General features: G+C 58.3%; 18 protein-coding genes. 10 read left to right on the top strand and 8 right to left on the bottom strand.

The window, feature by feature from the left end; genetic code table 11:
- The first annotated feature begins 9 nt into the window (after positions 1 to 9).
- The 9 genes from citF (at position 10) to folA (ending at position 11,938) form a co-directional block, all read left to right on the top strand.
- Positions 10 to 1,536: a citrate lyase subunit alpha gene (gene citF / locus ABLV04_RS21700; protein WP_032429096.1), complete on the top strand. Its 1,527-nt coding sequence runs from the start codon at positions 10 to 12 to the stop codon at positions 1,534 to 1,536.
- A gap of 18 nt (positions 1,537 to 1,554) precedes the next feature.
- Entirely contained in the window at positions 1,555 to 2,463 is a 909-nt protein-coding gene (citG, locus tag ABLV04_RS21695) for a triphosphoribosyl-dephospho-CoA synthase CitG (protein WP_032453157.1), read from the top strand.
- 226 nt (positions 2,464 to 2,689) lie between these two features.
- On the top strand, positions 2,690 to 3,511 hold the full coding sequence (dapB, locus tag ABLV04_RS21690) for a 4-hydroxy-tetrahydrodipicolinate reductase (protein ID WP_023291944.1): 822 nt from the start codon (positions 2,690 to 2,692) through the stop codon (positions 3,509 to 3,511).
- A 457-nt stretch (positions 3,512 to 3,968) separates the two neighbouring features.
- Positions 3,969 to 5,117 carry a glutamine-hydrolyzing carbamoyl-phosphate synthase small subunit gene (gene carA, locus ABLV04_RS21685; RefSeq protein WP_348816176.1) on the top strand — a complete coding sequence of 383 codons (1,149 nt, stop codon included), beginning with the start codon at positions 3,969 to 3,971 and terminating at the stop codon, positions 5,115 to 5,117.
- A gap of 17 nt (positions 5,118 to 5,134) precedes the next feature.
- Entirely contained in the window at positions 5,135 to 8,359 is a 3,225-nt protein-coding gene (gene carB, locus ABLV04_RS21680; RefSeq protein ID WP_004204267.1) for a carbamoyl-phosphate synthase large subunit, read from the top strand.
- A gap of 169 nt (positions 8,360 to 8,528) precedes the next feature.
- Positions 8,529 to 8,762, top strand: coding sequence for a YgdI/YgdR family lipoprotein (locus tag ABLV04_RS21675; RefSeq protein ID WP_002888059.1), 234 nt, complete (start codon positions 8,529 to 8,531; stop codon positions 8,760 to 8,762).
- 131 nt (positions 8,763 to 8,893) lie between these two features.
- Entirely contained in the window at positions 8,894 to 9,427 is a 534-nt protein-coding gene (gene kefF, locus ABLV04_RS21670) for a glutathione-regulated potassium-efflux system oxidoreductase KefF (RefSeq protein ID WP_004204269.1), read from the top strand.
- Positions 9,420 to 11,285 (top strand): glutathione-regulated potassium-efflux system protein KefC, encoded by a 1,866-nt coding sequence (gene kefC / locus ABLV04_RS21665; protein WP_064155371.1) that lies wholly within the window; start codon positions 9,420 to 9,422, stop codon positions 11,283 to 11,285. The genes kefF and kefC overlap by 8 nt, the downstream gene beginning before the upstream one ends.
- Positions 11,286 to 11,458: 173 nt before the next feature.
- Positions 11,459 to 11,938 (top strand): type 3 dihydrofolate reductase, encoded by a 480-nt coding sequence (gene folA / locus ABLV04_RS21660; RefSeq protein WP_004204271.1) that lies wholly within the window; start codon positions 11,459 to 11,461, stop codon positions 11,936 to 11,938.
- Between the two features lie 280 nt (positions 11,939 to 12,218).
- On the opposite strand, the gene apaH is transcribed toward folA, so the two are convergent.
- Genes apaH through lptD form a run of 6 tightly spaced genes read right to left on the bottom strand, consistent with a single transcriptional unit; the run spans position 12,219 to position 18,954 of the window.
- Positions 12,219 to 13,067, bottom strand: a complete 849-nt coding sequence (gene apaH / locus ABLV04_RS21655; RefSeq protein ID WP_023291949.1) for a bis(5'-nucleosyl)-tetraphosphatase (symmetrical) ApaH — start codon at positions 13,065 to 13,067, stop codon at positions 12,219 to 12,221.
- Between the two features lie 4 nt (positions 13,068 to 13,071).
- Positions 13,072 to 13,449, bottom strand: a complete 378-nt coding sequence (apaG, locus tag ABLV04_RS21650; RefSeq protein WP_004204274.1) for a Co2+/Mg2+ efflux protein ApaG — start codon at positions 13,447 to 13,449, stop codon at positions 13,072 to 13,074.
- A 2-nt stretch (positions 13,450 to 13,451) separates the two neighbouring features.
- Positions 13,452 to 14,273 carry a 16S rRNA (adenine(1518)-N(6)/adenine(1519)-N(6))-dimethyltransferase RsmA gene (gene rsmA / locus ABLV04_RS21645; RefSeq protein ID WP_180266013.1) on the bottom strand — a complete coding sequence of 274 codons (822 nt, stop codon included), beginning with the start codon at positions 14,271 to 14,273 and terminating at the stop codon, positions 13,452 to 13,454.
- Positions 14,270 to 15,259 carry a 4-hydroxythreonine-4-phosphate dehydrogenase PdxA gene (pdxA, locus tag ABLV04_RS21640; RefSeq protein WP_023291951.1) on the bottom strand — a complete coding sequence of 330 codons (990 nt, stop codon included), beginning with the start codon at positions 15,257 to 15,259 and terminating at the stop codon, positions 14,270 to 14,272. Before pdxA ends, rsmA begins: the two co-directional genes overlap by 4 nt.
- A gap of 5 nt (positions 15,260 to 15,264) precedes the next feature.
- Positions 15,265 to 16,551, bottom strand: a complete 1,287-nt coding sequence (surA, locus tag ABLV04_RS21635; protein WP_023291952.1) for a peptidylprolyl isomerase SurA — start codon at positions 16,549 to 16,551, stop codon at positions 15,265 to 15,267.
- 54 nt (positions 16,552 to 16,605) lie between these two features.
- A complete protein-coding gene (gene lptD / locus ABLV04_RS21630) occupies positions 16,606 to 18,954 on the bottom strand; it encodes an LPS assembly protein LptD (protein WP_032429098.1) in 2,349 nt (782 codons plus the stop codon).
- Positions 18,955 to 19,197: 243 nt separating this feature from the next.
- On the opposite strand from lptD, the gene djlA reads away from it, so the two are divergent.
- A complete protein-coding gene (djlA, locus tag ABLV04_RS21625; protein WP_008807470.1) occupies positions 19,198 to 20,025 on the top strand; it encodes a co-chaperone DjlA in 828 nt (275 codons plus the stop codon).
- Positions 20,026 to 20,056: 31 nt separating this feature from the next.
- Here the strand turns inward: djlA and ABLV04_RS21620 are convergent, their stop codons facing one another.
- Positions 20,057 to 20,755 (bottom strand): response regulator, encoded by a 699-nt coding sequence (locus ABLV04_RS21620; RefSeq protein WP_023291954.1) that lies wholly within the window; start codon positions 20,753 to 20,755, stop codon positions 20,057 to 20,059.
- Positions 20,745 to 22,370, bottom strand: a complete 1,626-nt coding sequence (locus ABLV04_RS21615; protein ID WP_032453827.1) for a sensor histidine kinase — start codon at positions 22,368 to 22,370, stop codon at positions 20,745 to 20,747. Before ABLV04_RS21615 ends, ABLV04_RS21620 begins: the two co-directional genes overlap by 11 nt.
- Between the last annotated feature and the right edge of the window lie 155 nt (positions 22,371 to 22,525).

Genomic DNA, 22,525 nt, shown 5'->3' with positions numbered 1-22,525 from the left:
GGGAATAAGATGAAAGAGACAGTAGCAATGCTTAATCAGCAGTATGTGATGCCGGAAGGATTGACCCCTTACAGCGGCGTGACGGCGAAAAGCCCATGGCTGGCCAGTGAGACGGAAAAGCGGCGGCGTAAAATCTGCGACTCGCTGGAAACGGCAATCCGTCGTTCCGGCCTGCGAAACGGCATGACCATCTCGTTCCACCACGCGTTTCGCGGCGGTGACAAAGTGGTCAATATGGTGGTGGCGAAGCTGGCGGAAATGGGCTTTCGCGATCTGACCCTGGCGTCCAGTTCGCTTATCGACGCTCACTGGCCGCTGATCGAGCATATTAAAAACGGCGTGATCCGCCAGATCTACACCTCCGGCCTGCGCGGGAAGCTCGGCGAGGAGATCTCCGCCGGGCTGATGGAAAATCCGGTGCAGATCCACTCTCATGGTGGTCGCGTACAGCTGATCCAAAGCGGTGAGTTGTCCATTGACGTGGCGTTCCTCGGCGTTCCCTGCTGCGATGAGTTTGGCAATGCCAACGGCTTTAGCGGTAAGTCGCGCTGCGGCTCGCTGGGCTACGCGCGCGTTGATGCGGAACATGCCAAATGCGTCGTGCTGTTGACCGAAGAGTGGGTGGACTACCCTAACTACCCGGCCAGTATCGCCCAGGATCAGGTGGATCTGATCGTTCAGGTGGACGAAGTAGGCGATCCGGAAAAAATCACCGCTGGCGCCATTCGTCTGACCAGCAACCCGCGCGAGCTGCTGATCGCCCGCCAGGCGGCGAAGGTGGTTGAACACTCCGGTTACTTTAAAGAGGGGTTCTCGCTGCAGACCGGCACCGGCGGCGCCTCGCTGGCGGTGAGCCGCTTCCTGGAAGACAAAATGCGCCGCAACGGTATCACCGCCAGCTTCGGCCTTGGCGGCATCACCGGGACGATGGTCGATCTGCATGAGAAAGGGCTGATTAAAACGCTGCTCGACACCCAGTCGTTCGATGGCGATGCGGCGCGCTCGCTGGCGCAGAACCCGAACCACGTCGAAATCTCTACCAATCAGTATGCCAGCCCGGGTTCCAAAGGGGCCTCCTGCGAGCGCTTAAACGTGGTAATGCTCAGCGCACTGGAAATTGACACCGACTTTAACGTCAACGTGATGACCGGCTCCAATGGCGTGCTGCGCGGCGCGTCAGGCGGCCATAGCGATACCGCCGCCGGCGCGGATTTGACCATCATTACCGCGCCGTTAGTTCGCGGCCGCATTCCCTGCGTCGTGGAAAAGGTGCTGACCCGCGTGACGCCGGGAGCCAGCGTGGATGTGCTGGTCACCGACCATGGCATTGCGGTAAACCCGGCGCGCCAGGACCTGATCGACAATTTACGCAACGCCGGTATTGCGCTGATGACCATTGAGGAACTGCAGCAGCGCGCGGAGTTGCTGACGGGCAAACCGAAAGCGATCGAATTTACCGATCGGGTGGTGGCGGTAGTCCGCTATCGCGACGGTTCGGTCATCGATGTGATCCATCAGGTGAAAAACAGCGACTAAGCGCAGAGGGGAAAGGCTATGAGCGACGTGTTAATTCAACCTCCGCGTGTGCTACGCGGAAAACCACTGAGCGCCGAAGAGGTGGTCAGCGCGGTAGAGCGCGCGCTGTTGACCGAAGTTCGCCTGACCCCTAAGCCCGGGCTGGTGGATATTCGTAACGCTGGCGCGCACCGGGATATGGATCTGGCCTCGTTTGAGGCCAGTACCGCGGTGGTGGCGCCGTGGATGGAGAAGTTTTTTATCATGGGCCACGATACCGCGGCGGTCGCGCCGGAGCAGGTGTTGATGATGCTGCGTCCGGTGGGAATGGCCTGCGAGAACGATATGCTGGAGGTCACCGGCGGGGTGAATACCCATCGTGGGGCGATCTTCGCTTTTGGTCTGCTCAGCGCGGCAGCGGGCAGGCTGGTCTCGAAAGGCGAGCCGATAGAGCAGCACCGGCTTTGCGACCAGGTGGCGCGCTTCTGTCGCGGCATGGTTATGCAGGAATTGTCCTCCGCCAGTGGGGAACGGCTGAGCAAAGGCGAGATGCATTTTCTGCGTTACGGCTTCTCCGGCGCCCGCGGCGAGGCGGAGAGCGGATTCCTGACTGTGCGCACCCAGGCATTACCGGTCTTTAACCGCATGATGGAGGAGACCGGCGACAGCAATCTGGCGCTACTGCAAACCCTGCTGCATTTGATGGCATGGAATGATGACACCAACCTGGTGTCACGCGGCGGGCTGGCCGGATTGAACTATGTCCAGCAGGAGGCGCAGCGGCTGCTGTGGCAGGGCGGCGTGCTGGCTGACGGTGGGCTGGAGGCGTTGCGCCAGTTTGATGACGATCTGATTGCCCGCCATCTTAGCCCCGGCGGTAGCGCCGATCTGCTGGCGGTGACCTGGTTTTTATCCGCGTTTCCCGCCGGCGCGCTTTTCCCGCTGTAACCCTCTGCAACATCGTCCTCGCCCGCACCGTGCGGGCGGGGCATCATCATTCGCATCCTGGTTCTCACTGCGTAAACGAGGAATTGCGGCACAATCATATAGTTTTTACTGATATCGTCCGCCGTTTGTCATAAATTTCTAATTATCGGCGTTTTTGAGTAGCGGCCCGCTGACGGGCTGGTTACTCTGAAAACAATTTACGTAATGTTAACAAAAGAGAATAGCTATGCATGATGCACAAATCCGCGTGGCCATCGCCGGCGCGGGCGGCCGGATGGGACGCCAGTTAATTCAGGCTGCGCTGCAGATGGATGGAGTGGCGCTGGGCGCGGCGCTGGAGCGTGAAGGATCCAGCCTGGTGGGCAGCGACGCCGGCGAGCTGGCGGGCGCCGGCAAAGCGGGCGTCACGGTGCAGAGCAGCCTGACGGCGGTAAAAGATGATTTCGACGTGTTGATCGATTTTACCCGCCCGGAAGGCACGCTGAACCATCTGGCGTTTTGCCGCGACCACGGCAAAGGGATGGTCATCGGCACCACCGGTTTTGACGACGCTGGCAAGCAGGCGATTAGCGATGCCGCGCAGGAGATTGCCATTGTCTTTGCCGCTAACTTTAGCGTCGGCGTCAATGTTCTGTTAAAGCTGCTGGAGAAGGCGGCGAAGGTGATGGGCGACTACACCGACATCGAAATTATCGAAGCGCACCATCGGCATAAAGTGGATGCGCCGTCAGGCACCGCGCTGGCGATGGGCGAAGCGATCGCCGGGGCATTGAACAAAGATCTCAAGGACTGCGCGGTCTACAGTCGTGAAGGCCACACTGGCGAACGCGTCCCGGGCACCATTGGCTTCGCGACCGTCCGCGCGGGGGATATCGTCGGTGAACATACAGCGATGTTTGCTGATATTGGCGAACGTATTGAGATCACCCATAAAGCCTCCAGTCGGATGACATTTGCTAATGGCGCGGTTCGCTCTGCATTGTGGCTGAAAGGCAAGAAAAATGGCCTATTTGATATGCGCGACGTGCTGGAACTGAATAGTTTATAACGATTATTACCCATCGTGATGTGGTTATTGCTATCAATAAGTTATTGATGCAAGGGGCAATATTTTGTTGCCCTTTTTTATTTTTAGCTGTTTTTGTTTGTTTTTCATCTGAGAAGGCTATAAGTTTTGATGTTGTTCGGTTTTTTAGTGAACTAAATGTAAATTTTGACCATTTGGTCCACTTTTTTGCCGTTCAGCGCCAGGTTTTACACTCTTCGCCGTCCGCAAGCGTTTTCTCAGCCAGGTTTGTTGATCTTTTTGGCGTAAAAATCACGTGTTATGCGCCAGTGGCGTAAAATGACATTAAAAATCTCCGCTTTAAGTTGACTTTTATCCGACATCTCTCCAGAATGCCGCCGTTTGCCAAAAATCTGCGGGCAACAGATTTGCATTGATTCAGATCGTGTTTATGAATTAATATGCAAATAAAGTGAGTGGATATTCTCTGGAGGATGTTTTGATTAAGTCAGCGCTATTGGTTCTGGAAGACGGAACCCAGTTTCACGGTCGGGCCATCGGGGCAACCGGCACGGCGGTTGGGGAAGTCGTTTTCAATACTTCAATGACCGGTTATCAAGAAATCCTCACTGATCCTTCCTATTCCCGCCAAATCGTCACTCTTACTTATCCTCATATTGGTAATGTCGGCACCAACGCCGCCGATGAAGAATCTTCTCAGGTACATGCTCAGGGTCTGGTTATTCGCGACCTGCCGCTGATTGCCAGCAACTTCCGCAGTACCGAAGACCTCTCTTCCTATCTGAAGCGCCATAACATCGTGGCGATTGCCGATATCGATACCCGCAAGCTGACGCGTCTGCTGCGTGAGAAAGGGGCGCAGAACGGCTGCATCATCGCGGGCGACAGTCCGGATGCCCAGCTGGCGCTGGAAAAAGCGAAAGCGTTCCCTGGCCTGAACGGCATGGACCTGGCGAAAGAAGTGACCACCGCAGAAACCTACAGCTGGACGCAAGGCAGCTGGACCCTGGCGGGCGACCTGCCGGAAGCGAAAGCGGAAAGCGAGCTGCCGTTCCACGTCGTCGCGTATGACTTCGGCGCGAAACGCAACATCCTGCGCATGCTGGTTGGCCGCGGCTGCCGCCTGACGGTGGTGCCGGCGAAGACTTCGGCGGCGGATGTGCTGGCGCTCAATCCGGACGGCATTTTCCTCTCCAACGGTCCTGGCGACCCGGCGCCGTGTGATTACGCTATCGACGCGATTGAAAAATTCCTGGAGACCGATATTCCGGTGTTCGGCATCTGCCTCGGCCATCAGCTGCTGGCGCTGGCGAGCGGCGCCAAGACCATTAAGATGAAGTTCGGCCACCACGGCGGCAACCACCCGGTGAAAGATATTGATAATAACGTGGTGATGATCACCGCCCAGAACCACGGTTTCGCCGTGGATGAGGCGACGCTGCCGGCCAACCTGCGCGTGACCCACAAGTCGCTGTTCGACGGCACCCTGCAGGGGATCCATCGCACCGACAAGCCGGCGTTCAGCTTCCAGGGCCACCCTGAAGCGAGCCCGGGGCCGCACGATGCCGCGCCGCTGTTCGACCACTTTATCGAGTTAATTGAGCAATACCGTCAGTCCGCGAAATAATCAGGAGTAAAAGAGCCATGCCAAAACGTACAGACATAAAAAGTATCCTGATTCTGGGCGCGGGCCCGATTGTTATCGGTCAGGCGTGCGAGTTTGACTACTCCGGCGCCCAGGCCTGTAAAGCCCTGCGCGAAGAGGGCTACCGCGTTATCCTGGTGAACTCTAACCCGGCGACCATCATGACCGACCCGGAAATGGCCGATGCCACCTACATCGAGCCGATTCACTGGGAAGTGGTGCGCAAAATCATCGAAAAAGAGCGCCCGGACGCGGTGCTGCCGACCATGGGCGGCCAGACGGCGCTGAACTGCGCGCTGGAGCTGGAGCGTCAGGGGGTGCTGGCTGAATTCGGCGTGACCATGATTGGCGCCACCGCCGATGCGATTGACAAGGCCGAAGACCGTCGCCGTTTCGATATCGCGATGAAAAAAATCGGTCTCGACACCGCGCGTTCCGGTATCGCCCACACCATGGAAGAGGCGCTGGCGGTAGCGGCTGACGTCGGCTATCCGTGCATCATCCGTCCGTCGTTCACCATGGGCGGCACCGGCGGCGGCATCGCCTATAACCGCGAAGAGTTCGAAGAGATTTGTACCCGCGGCCTGGATCTCTCTCCCACCAACGAGCTGCTGATTGATGAATCGCTGATCGGCTGGAAAGAGTATGAGATGGAAGTGGTGCGCGATAAGAACGACAACTGCATCATCGTCTGCTCTATCGAAAACTTCGACGCCATGGGGATCCACACCGGTGACTCCATCACCGTTGCGCCGGCGCAGACCCTGACCGACAAAGAGTACCAAATCATGCGTAACGCCTCGATGGCGGTGCTGCGTGAAATCGGCGTCGAAACCGGCGGCTCTAACGTTCAGTTCGCAGTCAACCCGAAAAACGGTCGCCTGATCGTTATCGAAATGAACCCGCGCGTTTCCCGCTCCTCGGCGCTGGCCTCCAAAGCCACCGGCTTCCCGATTGCTAAAGTGGCCGCCAAGCTGGCGGTAGGTTACACCCTCGACGAGCTGATGAACGACATCACCGGCGGCCGTACCCCGGCTTCCTTCGAGCCGTCCATCGACTACGTGGTCACGAAAATCCCACGCTTTAACTTCGAAAAATTCGCCGGCGCCAACGACCGACTGACCACCCAGATGAAGTCCGTCGGCGAAGTGATGGCGATTGGCCGTACCCAGCAGGAGTCCTTGCAGAAAGCGCTGCGCGGTCTGGAAGTGGGCGCCACTGGCTTCGACCCGAAAGTGAGCCTCGACGATCCGGAAGCGCTGACTAAAATCCGCCGTGAACTGAAAGACGCCGGCGCTGAGCGTATCTGGTACATCGCCGACGCGTTCCGCGCGGGCCTCTCGGTTGACGGCGTCTTCAACCTGACCAACATCGACCGCTGGTTCCTGGTGCAGATTGAAGAGCTGGTCCGTCTGGAAGAGAAAGTGGCGGAAGTGGGCATCAACGGCCTCGACGCTGACTTCCTGCGTACCCTGAAGCGTAAAGGCTTTGCCGATGCGCGTCTGGCGAAGCTGGCGGGCGTGCGGGAAGCGGAAATCCGCAAACTGCGCGACCAGTATGATCTGCACCCGGTCTACAAGCGTGTGGACACTTGCGCCGCGGAATTCGCCACCGATACCGCCTATATGTACTCCACTTATGAAGAAGAGTGCGAGTCCAACCCGTCCGTTGACCGCGATAAAATCATGGTCCTCGGCGGCGGCCCGAACCGTATCGGTCAGGGTATCGAATTCGACTACTGCTGCGTACACGCCTCGCTGGCGCTGCGCGAAGACGGTTACGAGACCATCATGGTCAACTGTAACCCGGAAACCGTCTCTACTGACTACGACACTTCCGACCGTCTGTACTTCGAGCCGGTCACCCTGGAAGACGTGCTGGAAATCGTGCGTATCGAGAAGCCAAAAGGCGTTATCGTGCAGTACGGCGGCCAGACGCCGCTAAAGCTGGCGCGCGCTCTGGAAGCCGCAGGCGTACCGGTTATCGGTACCAGCCCGGACGCTATCGACCGTGCGGAAGACCGTGAGCGCTTCCAGCACGCGGTTGACCGTCTGAAGCTGAAGCAGCCGGCGAACGCCACCGTCACCGCCATTGAACAGGCGGTAGAGAAAGCGAAAGAGATTGGCTACCCGCTGGTGGTGCGTCCGTCTTACGTGCTGGGCGGTCGGGCGATGGAGATCGTCTATGACGAGCAGGATCTGCGCCGCTACTTCCAGACTGCGGTCAGCGTCTCCAACGACGCGCCGGTGCTGCTGGACCGCTTCCTCGACGACGCGATTGAAGTGGATGTCGATGCTATCTGCGATGGTGAAATGGTGCTGATTGGCGGCATCATGGAGCATATCGAGCAGGCAGGCGTTCACTCTGGCGACTCCGCCTGTTCCCTGCCAGCCTACACCCTGAGCAAAGAGATTCAGGATGTGATGCGCGAGCAGGTGCAGAAGCTGGCCTTCGAGCTGCAGGTTCGCGGTCTGATGAACGTCCAGTTCGCGGTGAAAGATAACGAAGTCTATCTGATTGAAGTCAACCCGCGTGCGGCGCGTACCGTGCCGTTCGTCTCCAAAGCCACCGGCGTACCGCTGGCGAAAGTGGCGGCGCGCGTGATGGCCGGTAAGACGCTGGCGCAGCAGGGCGTGACCAAAGAGATCATCCCGCCGTACTACTCGGTGAAAGAGGTGGTTCTGCCGTTCAACAAATTCCCGGGCGTTGACCCGCTGTTAGGGCCAGAAATGCGCTCCACCGGGGAAGTGATGGGCGTCGGCCGCACCTTTGCCGAAGCGTTCGCCAAGGCGCAGCTGGGCAGCAACTCGACCATGAAGAAACAGGGGCGCGCGCTGCTCTCCGTCCGCGAAGGCGACAAAGAGCGCGTGGTCGACCTGGCGGCGAAGCTGCTGAAGTTTGGTTTCGAGCTGGATGCAACCCACGGTACCGCGATTGTGCTGGGCGAAGCGGGCATCAACCCGCGTCTGGTGAACAAGGTGCATGAAGGTCGTCCGCACATTCAGGACCGTATCAAGAATGGCGAATACACCTACATCATCAACACCACCGCAGGTCGTCAGGCGATTGAAGACTCCAAGCTGATTCGCCGCAGCGCCCTGCAGTACAAAGTGCACTATGACACCACCCTGAACGGCGGCTTTGCCACCGCGATGGCGCTGAACGCTGACGCCACCGACAAGGTGATTTCGGTTCAGGAAATGCACGCGCAAATCACCAAATAAGCGCTCCGGCCTGGCCGGATAGCAACAAACCTGGGCTGACGACATCGTCAGCCCATTTTTTTGGGCTGCGGCCATCTTCAGAGAGTTCTGCTTTTAACCCCCTGTCGGGTCAGGCTAACTATAGTTAGCACCATAACGATACCTATTGATGAAAAGACAGGAGGATACAATGCGCAACAATATTCTGGTGGCATCCGCGCTGGCAGCGACGGCAATCATGTTCGTGGCCGGTTGCTCATCGAATCAGTCGATCAAAACCACCGACGGCAAGACCATTGTCACCAGCGGTAAACCGCAGGTGGATGATGATACCGGTCTGGTCTCCTACAAAAATGCCGAAACCGGACGCGTGGAGCAGATTAACCGCGATCAGGTGAAATCCATGGATGAGCTGGATAATTAAGGCCTGACGTTTGCCATTCAGGCGCGCGTTACGTACACCACCGCGACATAAATCACAGTTATCATTGTAAGCGGTTCGCTTAACTGTCTACACTCTTGCTGATTACGACAAGAGCTAACGCAGGCCAATCAATGATTCTGATAATTTATGCGCATCCTTATCCGCAGCATTCTCATGCGAATAAGCGAATGCTTGAACAAGCAGGGACGCTTGAAGGCGTAGAGATACGCTCCCTTTATCAACTCTATCCCGACTTTAATATCGATGTCGCCGCCGAGCAGGCGGCGCTCGCCCGTGCCGATCTGGTTATCTGGCAGCACCCGATGCAGTGGTATAGCGTGCCGCCGCTGCTGAAGCTGTGGATGGACAAAGTGCTGTCGCACGGCTGGGCCTATGGCCATAACGGTATTGCGCTGCGCGGTAAATCGCTGATGTGGGCGGTGACCACCGGCGGCGGTGAAAGCCACTTTGATATCGGTTCGTTTCCCGGTTTTCCGGTGCTGGCGCAGCCGCTGCAGGCCACCGCGCTTTACTGCGGGATGAAATGGCTGCCGCCGTTCGCCATGCACTGCACCTTTATCTGCGATGACGAAACGCTGCAGGCGCAGGCCCGCCACTATCGTCAACGCTTAATCGACTGGCAGGAGGCACATCAGAATGGATAGCCATACGCTGATACAGGCGCTGATTTACCTGGGCGCCGCGGCGCTGATTGTGCCCATCGCCGTCCGCCTTGGGCTTGGGTCGGTGCTGGGCTATCTCATCGCCGGCTGTATTATCGGGCCGTGGGGGCTGCGGCTGGTGACCGACGCCGAGGCGATTCTGCACTTTGCCGAGATTGGCGTGGTGCTGATGCTGTTCGTCATTGGTCTGGAGCTGGATCCGCAGCGTCTGTGGAAGCTGCGCGCTTCGGTGTTTGGCGGCGGCGCGCTGCAGATGGTGGCCTGTGGGGTATTGATCGGCCTCTTTTGCATGCTGCTGGGCCTGCGCTGGCAGGTGGCCGAGCTGATCGGTATGACCCTGGCGCTCTCCTCAACCGCTATCGCCATGCAGGCGATGAATGAGCGCAATTTGACGATGTCGCAGATGGGGCGCAGCGCCTTCGCGGTGCTGCTGTTCCAGGATATCGCGGCGATCCCGCTGGTGGCGATGATCCCGCTGCTGGCGGCCAGCGGCGGCGCCACTTCGCTGATGGCTTTTGCCCTCTCCGCGCTGAAGGTGGCCGCGGCGCTGGCGCTGGTGGTGGTTCTGGGGCGCTATCTGACCCGTCCGCTGCTGCGCTTTGTCGCCCGTTCCGGTCTGCGCGAAGTGTTCAGCGCCGTGGCCCTGTTCCTGGTCTTCGGCTTCGGGCTGTTGCTGGAAGAGGTGGGGCTGTCGATGGCGATGGGGGCGTTTCTCGCCGGGGTGCTGCTGGCCAGCTCCGAGTATCGCCATGCGCTGGAGAGCGATATTGAGCCGTTTAAAGGCCTGCTGCTGGGGCTGTTCTTTATCGGCGTCGGGATGTCGATTGATTTCGGCACCCTGGTTACCCACCCGCTGCGTATTGTGATTTTGCTGGTGGGTTTCCTGGCGATAAAAATGCTGATGCTGTGGCTTATCGCCAGACCGCTTGGCGTGCCTCGCGCCCAGCGCCGCTGGTTTGCGGTGCTGCTGGGGCAGGGGAGTGAGTTCGCGTTTGTGGTCTTTGGCGCCGCGCGGATGGCGGAGGTGCTGGACGGCGAATGGGCAAAGGCGCTGACCCTGGCGGTGGCGCTGTCGATGGCGGCAACCCCCATCCTGCTGGTGCTGCTGACCTGTCTGGAGAAATCCTCCAGCGGCCAGGCGCGGGATGCGGACGAGATTGATGAAGAGCAGCCGCGGGTGATTGTCGCCGGCTTTGGCCGCTTCGGACAGATCGCCGGGCGACTGCTGCTCTCCAGCGGGGTGAAGATGGTGATCCTCGATCACGACCCGGACCATGTCGATACTCTGCGCAAATTTGATATGAAGGTCTTCTACGGCGATGCCACCCGGGTCGATCTGCTGGAGTCGGCTGGCGCCGAAAAGGCGGAGGTGCTGATCAATGCCATTGACGATCCGCACGTCAGCCTGGAGCTGGTGGCGAGGGTAAAAGAGCATTTTCCGCATCTGCAGATTATCTCCCGCGCCCGCGATGTCGATCACTATATCCAGCTGCGTCAGGCTGGCGTCGAAGCCCCGGAGCGTGAAACCTTCGAGGCGGCGCTGAAATCCGGCCGGATGACGCTGGAGGCGCTGGGGCTCGGCGCGTATGAAGCGCGCGAGCGGGCCGATCTGTTCCGTCGCTTCAACCTGCAGATGGTCGAAGAGATGGTGGCGATGGCGGAAAACGATGCGGCGTCGCGGGTGGCGGTCTTCAAGCGGACCAGCGATATGCTGACTGGCATCATCAACGAAGATCGTCATCATCTGTCGCTGGTGCAGCGTCACGGCTGGCAGGGGACGGAAGAGGGCAGGCACACCGGCGATATCGCCGATGAGCCGGAAAATAAGCCCTCCGCCTGACGTTAATCAGTAACATTTTGTTTTCGTTTGGATCCTGTTCTGGCGGCCCACGGCACGAACGTGGGCTTGCCAGCAAATCAGAAAATTTTCTTATTCTTTACCCTCCGGCCAGTCGACGAAGTTGTACGCTTTCCGTATAGTGGCGACAATTTTTTGTACTCAGGAATGAATGAATGATCAGTCTGATTGCGGCGTTAGCGGTAGATCGCGTCATTGGTATGGAAAACGCCATGCCATGGAACCTGCCTGCCGATCTCGCCTGGTTCAAACGCAACACATTAAATAAGCCGGTAGTGATGGGGCGTCTGACCTGGGAATCCATTGGGCGCCCGTTGCCGGGGCGTAAAAATATCGTGATCAGCAGCAAGCCAGGCAGCGACGATCGCGTGCAGTGGGTCTCCTCCGTTGACGAAGCGATTGCCGCCTGCGGCGATGTGGAAGAGATCATGGTGATCGGCGGTGGTCGGGTTTATGAGCAGTTCCTGCCGAAGGCGCAGAAGCTCTATCTGACCCATATCGATGCGGAAGTGGAAGGCGATACCCATTTCCCGGATTACGATCCGGACCAGTGGGAATCGGTGTTCAGCGAGTTTCATGACGCCGACGCGCAGAACTCCCACAGCTACTGCTTTGAGATCCTCGAACGCCGTTAAGCGGGAAGGATAGCAATGAAAAAACCCCGGTCGCGTCTGGCGTGACCGGGGTTTTCTTTGGCGTGAATTCAGCGCGGATGCCGCTGCCACTATTTTTTCTACGCCAGGTTTCCCGTCGCGGGGGGCGTTTTTCCGGCGCGCTGCCCGGGGTGACAAATGGCACGTAAACGTAGGTCGGGTAAGGCGTTAGACGCCACCCGACACAAACGAGGCTCCGCGCCCGCAGTTCTTGCCCGGCGGCGCTGCGCTTGCGCGGGCCTGGGGGACGGCGCCTGTTTCTTCAGGACGCGACGGCTTCGCCTTCGTCGAGGCTTTTCTGCCGGTTCGACGGCTGGGTAAAGTACTGCTTATCCTCCCAGCGCAGGCAGGTGAGTTCCCCCCCCCAGCAGCAGCCGGTATCCAGCGCGTAAATGCCCTCCGGCGTACCGCGTCCCTCCAGAGACGCCCAGTGGCCAAAGGCAATGCTGTAGGCACTGCTGACCGGTCCCGGAATGGCAAACCACGGCTTCAGCGGCGCCGGGGCGTCCTCGGGCGCTTCTTTCGAGTACATATCCAGCTGGCCGTTCGGGAAGCAGTAGCGCATGCGGGTGAAGGCGTTAGAGATAAAGCGCAGGCGCGCCAGGCCGCTCAGCTCGTTGCTCCAGTGATTCGGCATGTCGCCGTACATGGCATCGAGGAAGAAAGGGTAGGAGTCGCTGGAGAGCACCGCTTCTACATCGCGCGCGCACTGCTGGGCAGTCTCCAGATCCCACTGCGGGGTGATGCCGGCGTGGGCCATCACCAGCTTTTTCTCTTCGTCCACCTGGAGCAGCGGCTGACGACGCAGCCAGTTGAGGAGCTCATCGGCATCCGGCGCTTCCAGCAGTGATTTCAGACGATCCTTCGGCTTGTTGCGGCTGATGCCGGCGAAGACCGCCAGCAGGTGTAAATCATGATTGCCCAGCACCAGTCGCACGCTGTCGCCCAGAGATTTGACATAGCGCAGAACCTCCAGCGACCCCGGGCCACGGGCCACCAGATCGCCGGTCAGCCACAGCGTATCGATCGCCGGGTCGAATTCAACCTGCGCTAATAATGCGATCAGTTCATCGTAGCAACCGTGAACGTCGCCAATAAGGTATGTTGACATTGTTTTAATGAATGAGCGTTGGAACTGCGAGACGGAAAACAGGGATCTCGATACGGAACGGCGCGCCGTCGATATCGATCATCTCATAATGACCCTGCATGGTTCCCAGCGGCGTTTCAATGACCGCGCCGCTGGTATATTGATATTCACCGCCGGCGGGAATATGCGGTTGCTCGCCGACCACCCCTTCACCCTGAACTTCAGTCTCACGACCGTGGCCGTTAGTGATGAGCCAGTAGCGGCCAAGCAGCTGAACCTGACTCCGCCCCAGATTGCGAATGGTGACGGTATAAGCGAAGACGTAGCGCTCTTCTTCCGGAGAAGACTGCGATTCGATATAGACGCTTTGCACCTGAACGCAAACACGAGGCGAATTGATCATGGTTAGCTCTCCTTCGATGGCAGATTGTCAGACAGCCAGTTGGCCATCTGGCAGTACTGCGCCACGGAAATATTTTCTGCACGCATGGCCGGGTCGATGCCCAGCTCGGTCAGCACGTCCACGCTGAACAGATTGCCGAGACTGTTGCGGATGGTCTTGCGGCGCTGGTTGAACGCTTCGGTGGTGATGCGGCTCAGCACCCGGATCTCTTTGACCGGATATGGCATCGTGCTGTGCGGCACCAGGCGGACCACCGCGGAATCGACCTTAGGCGGCGGGGTAAACGCGCTCGGCGGCACTTCGAGTACCGGGATCACCTGGCAATAATATTGCGCCATCACGCTTAACCGACCATACGCCTTACTGTTCGGTCCGGCAACCAGACGATTCACCACTTCCTTCTGCAGCATAAAGTGCATATCGGCAATGGCATCAGTATAGCTGAACAGATGGAACATCAGCGGGGTCGAAATATTGTACGGCAGGTTGCCGAAGACGCGCAGCGGCTGACCCATTTTCTCCGCCAGTTCGCCGAAGTTCATGGTTATCGCATCCTGCTGATAGATGGTCAGCTTCGGCCCGAGGAACGGATGCGTTTGCAGGCGGGCCGCCAGATCGCGGTCCAGCTCGATAACGGTCAGCTGGTCAAGGCGTTCACCGACCGGCTCGGTCAGCGCGGCGAGACCGGGGCCGATTTCAACCATCGCCTGGCCTTTCTGCGGATTAATCGCCGAGACGATGCTGTCGATCACAAACTGATCGTTGAGGAAGTTCTGCCCGAAGCGTTTACGGGCTAAATGGCCCTGATGGACTCGATTATTCATTGGGTATTAACAATCATTTTGATGGCGAGATTAAGCGCCGTGATAAAACTGCCGACGTCCGCTGTTCCCTGGCCCGCTAATTCCAGCGCGGTGCCGTGGTCGACGGAGGTACGAATAAAAGGTAAACCGAGCGTAATATTCACGCCGCGGCCAAAGCCCTGGTATTTTAGCACGGGCAGGCCCTGATCGTGGTACATCGCGAGTACCGCATCGGCATGGTCAAGGTATTTGGGCTGAAAAAGGGTGTCAGCCGGCAGCGGACCGCTGAGGTGCATCCCCTTCGCGCGCATCTCTTCCAGCACCGGAATGATGGTGTCTATCTCTTCCGTTCCCATATGACCGCCTTCGCCAGCGTGCGGGTTAAGCCCGCAAACCAGCACATGCGGCTGGGCAATGCCAAATTTCGTGCGCAGGTCGTGATCGAGAATCGTGATGATCTCGCGCAGCAGGTCGGGCGTTATCGCCTCGCTGATGGCTTTCAACGGCAGATGGGTCGTCACCAGCGCCACCCGCAGCTCCTCGGTCGCCAGCATCATCACCACTTTGCTGGCCTGCGCGCGCTCTTCGAAGAACTCGGTATGACCGGTGAAGGCGATGCCGGCGTCGTTGATGTTGCCTTTGTGCACCGGGCCGGTCACTAACGCCGCAAATTCGCCGCTCAGGCAGCCGTCGCAGGCGCGCGCCAGCGTCTCGACTACGTAGGCGCCGTTTTGTACGTTCAGCACGCCGGGCTCCGCCGGGACGCTCAGCGGTACGTTAAGCAGCGTCAGCGTACCGGCACGCTGCGGAACGGGCGGTTGCGCAGCATCATATGGCAGGAGAGATAAAGGAAGACCGAGCCTCTGGGCTCGGTCAGTTAACAGGGCGCCATCGGCGCAGATCACCAGCTCAACTGGCCAGTCGCGCTGGGCAAGCTGCACGACCAGGTCAGGGCCAATCCCGGCGGGTTCGCCGGGAGTGATAACAACTTTACGGGTTTCAGGCATCGATATTAGTTGCTCAGAATTTTAACATACGCACTGGCGCGCTGTTCCTGCATCCAGGTTGCCGCTTCTTCAGAGAATTTGCGGTTCATCAGCATACGGTAAGCACGATCTTTCTGCGCGGCGTCGGTTCTGTCGACCTGACGGCTATCCAGCAGTTCGATCAGATGCCAGCCGAAGGAGGAGTGCACCGGTCCGCTGGTCTGCCCTTTGTTCAGACGCATCAGCGCATCGCGGAACGCCGGGTCGAAGATATCCGGCGTGGCCCAGCCTAAATCACCGCCCTGGTTCGCCGAGCCTGGATCTTCAGAATACGCTTTCGCCGCTTTAGCGAAGGTGGTTTTCCCGCTCTTAATGTCGGCGGCAATCTGCTCCAGCTTAGCCTGAGCCTGCGCATCGTTCATGATTGGCGATGGCTTCAGCAGAATATGACGGGCATGCACTTCGGTGACGGAGATGTTCTGGGTCCCGCCGCGCAGGTCATTCACTTTCAGAATGTGGAAGCCGACGCCGGAACGGATCGGACCGACGATATCCCCTTTCTTCGCGGTGCTTAACGCCTGGGCGAAAATGCCCGGCAGCTCCTGGATACGACCCCAACCCATCTGGCCGCCCTTCAGCGCCTGTTGGTCGGCGGAGTAGGTGATCGCCAGTTTACCGAAGTTGGCGCCGTTGCGTGCTTGCTCAACGATGGCATTCGCTTGCTCCTGAGCCGCGGCGACTTCATCAGAGGTCGGGTTCTCCGGCAGCGGGAGCAGGATGTGGCTCAGGTTAAGCTCGGTGCTGGCGTCGTTCTGGTCGCCGATCTGTTTGGCCAGCGCTTCCACTTCCTGCGGCAGCACGGTGATGCGACGACGCACTTCATTGTTACGCACTTCCGAAATCAGCATCTCTTTACGGATCTGGTTACGGTAGGTGTTGTAGTTGATGCCTTCATAGGCCAGACGGCTGCGCATCTGATCCATGGTCATATTGTTTTGTTTGGCGATGTTGGCGATGGCCTGATCGAGCTGGTCGTCAGAGACCTTCACGCCCATCTTCTGCCCCATCTGTAACACGATCTGGTCCATGATCAGTCTTTCGAGGATCTGATGGCGCAGGGTCGCGTCATCCGGTAGCTGTTGGCCAGCCTGACCAGCATTGAGCTTAACCGATTGCATCAAACCATCGACGTCGCTTTCCAGTACGACGCCATTATTGACGACGGCCGCTACTTTATCGACCACCTGGGGGGCAGCGAAACTGGTATTCGCGATCATGGCGATACCGAGAAGCAGCGTTTTCCAGTTCTTCATACTTTTTCCATTTCGATTAACCGCAAATGCGGATGATGTTGTAAACCAGCCGCATCACAGGGAGCTCTGGTACGGTAAAATGTTCGAACGCAGCATCTGCTGGGTGCCGAGGCCGTAATTAGAGCTCAGACCGCGCAATTCGATATTGATTCCGAAGGTGTTGTCGTATTTGCTCTCGCCGCCATTGTTGTTGCTATCCCAACCGTTGACTTTACGTTCGTAGCCAAGACGGATGGCGTAGCAGCAGGAGTTATACTGGACACCCAACATCTGGTTTGCTGCTTTCCGGGTATTGGTATCGTAGTAGTAGGCCCCGACCACGGACCAGCGATCGACGATCGGCCAGCTGGCGGTCATCCCCACCTGCGAGATACCCTCTTTATATTGCGCCGCAGTGGAATATGACGGCAGCGTGGCCTGAATATATTCCGGGCTGGCGTAACGATAGTTAAGCTGGACTAAGCGGTTTTCATCGCGACGGTATTCAATGGTGCCGTTGCCGGTTGCGACGTTATCCAGACGCGTATCGTACTGGATCCCGCCGCGCAGACCCCAGTTATCGGCAATGCGCCAGTAGGTGTCGCCGGCCCATACCAGTGAACCCGTGGTGTCGTTGTTCTCCCAGTTGATGTTGTCATCACCGGTGCGTGACTCGGTGAAATAGTAGATTTGACCAACGGAAATGTTAAAACGTTCCACCGCGGCGGCGTCATACACGCGCGAGGTGATACCGGTAGTGACCTGATTGGCCGACGCGATGCGGTCCAGACCGCTATAGGTACGGTCGCGGAACAGGCCGGTGTAGTCCGACTGCAACAGCGTGGAGTCGTAGCTGCCGATTTCACTCTGATCGCGGTACGGCACGTACAGATACTGCATGCGCGGTTCCAGCGTTTGGGTGAATCCCTCCTGCAGGTCGCGCTCAAAGACCATTTTGCCGTCGATTTTAAACTGCGGCATCACGCGGCTAACGGACTCTTTGTAGTCCGTACCGTTGGCGGCGTTGTACTTATCAAGATTGCTCTGCTGGTAGTGGGTCGCCAGCAGCTTGGCTTCGGTATTCAGACTCCCCCAGCCGTTGGACAGCGGCAGGTTGATCGTCGGTTCGAAGTGAACGCGGGTCGCTTCCGGCATGTTGTTGTTCGAGTTAACAAAATGGGCGACCTGGCCGTACAGATGGGTATCGAACGGACCGACATCGTTCTGGTAGTAGTTGATGTCGAGCTGCGGCTCAGCCGAGTAGGAGTTGCTCGACTCCCGATCGAAGACCTGGAACTGCTTGGTTGAGACCGTGGCGTCAAAGTTCTGATTGACATACCCGGCGCTGAATTTCTGCGTCGCATAGCCGTCGGTACTGGAACCATACTTCGAGCTGAAATCGTTGAAGTAGTCAGGATCGCTGACCTTGGTGTAGTCAGCGTTCAGACGCCACACCTGATCGATAACCCCGGAGTGGTTCCAATAGAACAGCCAGCGGCGGCTGTTGCTGTCGCTGGAGTGGTCGTCTTCGTAGACTTTATCCGACGGCAGGTAGTCAAACTCCGTTAAGCCGCTGCCGAGCTGGGTCAGATAGCGGAATTCGTTTTCCCACATCACGCCGCCGCGCTTGTTCATATAGTGCGGGGTGATAGTGGCATCGAAGTTTGGCGCGATGTTCCAGTAGTACGGCAGGGAGAATTCCACGCCGTTTTTGGTGCTGTATTTCGCGTTCGGGATCAGGAAGCCTGAACGACGCTTATCGCCCACCGGCAGCTGCAGGTAGGGGCTATAGAAAATCGGCACGGAGCCAAGCTTGAAGCGGGCGTTCCAGATCTCGGCAACTTGCTCTTCGCGATCGTGGATGACTTCGCTGCCCACGACGCTCCAGGTGTCGGAGCCCGGGAGACAGGAGGTAAAGCTGCCGTTTTCCAGAATGGTATAGCGGTTTTCGCCGCGCTGTTTCATCAGGTCAGCGGTGCCGCGTCCCTGGCGTCCGACCATTTGATAATCGCCCTGCCAGACGTTGGTATCTTTGGTATTCAGATTCGACCAGGCTTTTGGCCCTTTGAGGATCACCTGGTTATCGTCGTAGTGCACGTTGCCCAGCGCGTCCACCGTGCGCACCGGCTGCGCCTGGCCCGCGGCCTGCTGCTGATGCAGCTGAACTTCGTCGGCGCGGAGGCGGCTATTCCCCTGGTTAATATCGACGTTACCGGTAAAGACGGCGTTGTCCGGGTAGTTGCCCTTCGCATGATCGGCGTTAATCGTCACCGGCAGATCGCCAGGCCGACCTTCCACGAGCGGACGATCATAGCTTGGCACGCCAAGCATACATTGCGTTGCGAGATCGGCAGCGAGGCCTTGTTGGCTATACAAGGCGCTGGCAATCATCGTAGCCAGGAGGCTGGGAATACGTTTTTTCATACGTTGTATTTATTGTTCCATCATCTTGTGGCAGCGGCTTGCAAACGGTCAGAGCCTAACTTACTCAACTTTATCACGCTAGTGTTAATCCTGCCCGTTTCGAGCCCGAGCGTTAGGCACCCTGTTGAATGACGAGTATGATAAAGCAAATTATAGGCTATGTCCCACAATTGACCGAGGCGCGAGTGCCGGGTAACGTGCGGTCATATTCGTGCTTAACGGCGACAAACAGTTGGGGAGTCTATGCAGTATTTGGGTAAAGTGATTGGCGTGGCAGTGGCTTTGCTGATGGGCGGTGGGTTCTGGGGCGTGGTGCTCGGCTTCCTGGTCGGCCATATGTTTGACCGGGCGCGCAGCCGCCGGTTGAATCTCTTCGCCAATCAGCAGGAGCGTCAGTCGCTCTTCTTTTCCACCACCTTTGAAGTGATGGGTCATCTGACCAAGTCCAAGGGCCGCGTTACCGAAGCGGATATTCACGTCGCCAATGTGCTGATGGATCGCATGAATCTGCACGGCGCTTCGCGCACCGCGGCGCAGCAGGCGTTTCGCGACGGCAAGGCCGACAATTATCCGCTGCGCGAGAAGATGCGCCAGCTGCGCAGCGTCTGCTTTGGCCGCTTCGATCTGATTCGGATGTTTCTGGAAATTCAGCTGCAGGCGGCGTTCGCTGACGGCGAACTGCACCCTAACGAACGTGAAGTGCTGTTCGTCATCGCCGATGAGCTTGGCATCTCCCGCGCCCAGTTCGATCAATTCCTGCGAATGATGCAGGGCGGCGCCCAGTTCGGCGGCGGTTCGCAGCAGCAATCTTATGGTCAGCACGGCGGCAACGCCGGCTGGCAGCAGGCGCAGCGCGGTCCAACGCTGGAGGACGCCTGCAACGTGCTGGGGGTGAAACCGACTGACGACGCGGCGACGGTGAAGCGCGCCTATCGTAAGCTGATGAACGAGCACCATCCGGACAAGCTGGTGGCGAAAGGGCTGCCGCCGGAGATGATGGAGATGGCCAAACAGAAAGCCCAGGAGATCCAGAAGGCCTGGGAGCTGATTAAAGAGCAGCGCGGTTTCTGAGTTTTCCAGCCCCTCCCACCCGGCGAGGGGATTAGCGTTTGGCCTGTGCGCGGCGATACAGCCGCCGCGGATGGCCGATTTTTCCGTACAGCATCTCCACCTCCAGAAAACCGGTCTCAACGCCGTGTTCAAGATAGCGGCGGGCGGTGGTTTTGCTGAGCCCGGCGGCGCTGACCACCTCATCAACGGAAAAGCAGTGCGCTTCCCGGCCGCTAAACAGACCCTGCACCAGCGCCAGCGTTTTCTCTTCAATCCCTTTGCTGCCACTATCCATACGATAGTTCTTCGCCTGCAATTGATAGAGGGAATCGACGTTCTGCTGATCGACGATTTTCCACTCCCGCTGCTGATCGTAGAACTGGATAAAACGCTCCAGCGACTGGCTCAGCCGCTTCCATGATACCGGCTTAAGAATATAGTCGAAGGCGCCGTTGCGGATGGCCTGGCTGCAGGTTTCCATATCGCTGGCGGCGGTGATAAAGATCACCGAGCATTGGCTGGTCGCCAGCGCCGGGTCGGTCATCAGCGTCACCCCTTTGCCGTCCGGCAAATAGTTATCCAGCAGCACCAGCTGCGGCGGTGTGGCGTGGAGCAACTGACGGGCCTGAGCGAGGGAGGCCGCCATGCCCGCCAGCCGCAGGCGCGGGTGTTTTTGCACAAGCTCGGCGTGCAGGCGCGCCAACTCGCTCTCATCTTCAATGATTAGCACATCGACCAGGTCATGATGCATCGTGGGCCTCCGGTTGCGGACAGGCGGGCGCGTCGGCCGGGATAAACAGGGTGAAGATCGTTCCCCGCGGCGCGTTATCGGCGACTTCGATGGTGCCGCCCGCCTGAGTGACATAATGTTCAATAAGATACAGACCAATGCCGTGATCGCCACGGGTTTTGGTGGTGATGCCGCGTTCAAAAATGCGCTCGCGGATATCGGGGCGGATGCCGACGCCGCGGTCGGCCACTTCGATAATCAGCTCCCGGGCGTTGAGCTGGATCAGAACTTCCACCGGCTCATGCGGAAGCTCGGCGCGCTGCGTGGCTTCGATGGCGTTATCCAGCAGGTTGCCGATGATGGAGATCAGTTCGGATTCCATCAGCGACGGCAGCGGACGGTCAATGCGGCAGGCCGGGTCGAAGCTCAGCGCCACGCCTTTTTCGCGGGCGCGGGTGGCTTTGCCGAGCAGCAGACCGCACAGCGTCGGCGAGTGGAAGTGCGAGGAGATAAAGTCCAGTAGCTCCTGAGCATGCTCCGACTGGGCCTGAATATAGCGGATCGCTTCGTCATAATGGCCCATATGCAGCAGGCCGGAGAGGGTGGTCATCCGGTTGAGCTGCTCGTGGCGCATGATGCGAAGATTGTCGACATAGCGCTTCACCTGGCTCAGCTGGGCGGTGAGGGCATTGATTTCATTGCGGTCACGGAAGGTAATCACCCAGCCCTGCAGGGTATTCTCCAGCATAATGCGCACCCGACTGGCGAGCACGGTCAACTGGTTGAAGCGGCACAGCTCATCATGGGTGTCGCGCTCAAGCATGTCGCCGCTGGCGAAAAAGGGCTGCGGGGAAATCACGCTGTCGATGGACTGGCCGCGCAGCTGACGGGCGGGCTGGCTGAGTCCCAGCAGGCTGCGGGCGGCATGGTTAATCACCTCAATGCGCCGCTGGCGATCGATGACGATCACCCCCTCAAAGATCGACTCCATCATCGCCTTTTGCTGGCGCACCAGCAGGCCTATCTCCCGCGGCTCGAGCGAAAAAATCTGTTTCTTGATGCTGCGGGTAAAGTACCAGGAGAAGATAAACAGGGCGGTGAGCAGCAGGACGGCGGCGATAAAAATATTGATCACTTTGCTCAGGGTAATGCTGTCGAGATAGCTGGTGAGGTAGCCGACGGAGACAATGCCGATCACCCGCCCCGCGTCATCGATGATGGGCGTTTTACTGCGCAGCGAGACGCCCAGGCCGCCTTTGCGAATGGTGGTAATGGACTTTCCCTCCAGTACCGCCTGGTTGTCGCCGCCGACCAGCCGCGTGCCGACCCACTCCGGATGGACGGAATGAAACAGATGCATCCCCTGGCGGTCGCCGATGACGATAAAGCTGGCGTCGCTATGGGCGGCGATTTGCTGCATAAACGCCTGAATCGCCTGTGGGTCATGCCGGCTGACCTGCTGACGTAAATTTGGCATCAGGGCTATCTCTTCGGCCTGAATTTTGGCCCGGGCGCTCATTTCCTGATAAAGCTGGCGGCTGGCGTCAAAGTAATAATAAATACCCAGCGCGATAAACAGGACTGAGAAAAAAGCGACCAGCGAAATAAACAGCTTATATTGAAAAGATAATTTCATAGGTCCCGGACGACGTATTCACCATACCGGCACTCTATCATTTTTCTGTCACGTGACGTAAATGTTAAGGGAAAGTTGTGATCAGCGGCGCAGGCGCGGGCTACCGCCAGTGGTCGCGGCGGAAATAACGCGTGGCGGGAAATAAAAACCATAAA

The organism is Klebsiella sp. JN_Kp127 (assembly GCF_040062505.1).
GTDB lineage: Bacteria > Pseudomonadota > Gammaproteobacteria > Enterobacterales > Enterobacteriaceae > Klebsiella > Klebsiella quasipneumoniae.
The sequence above is the reverse complement of the archived record's forward strand: the minus strand, read 5'-3'. Positions and strand labels throughout refer to the sequence as shown.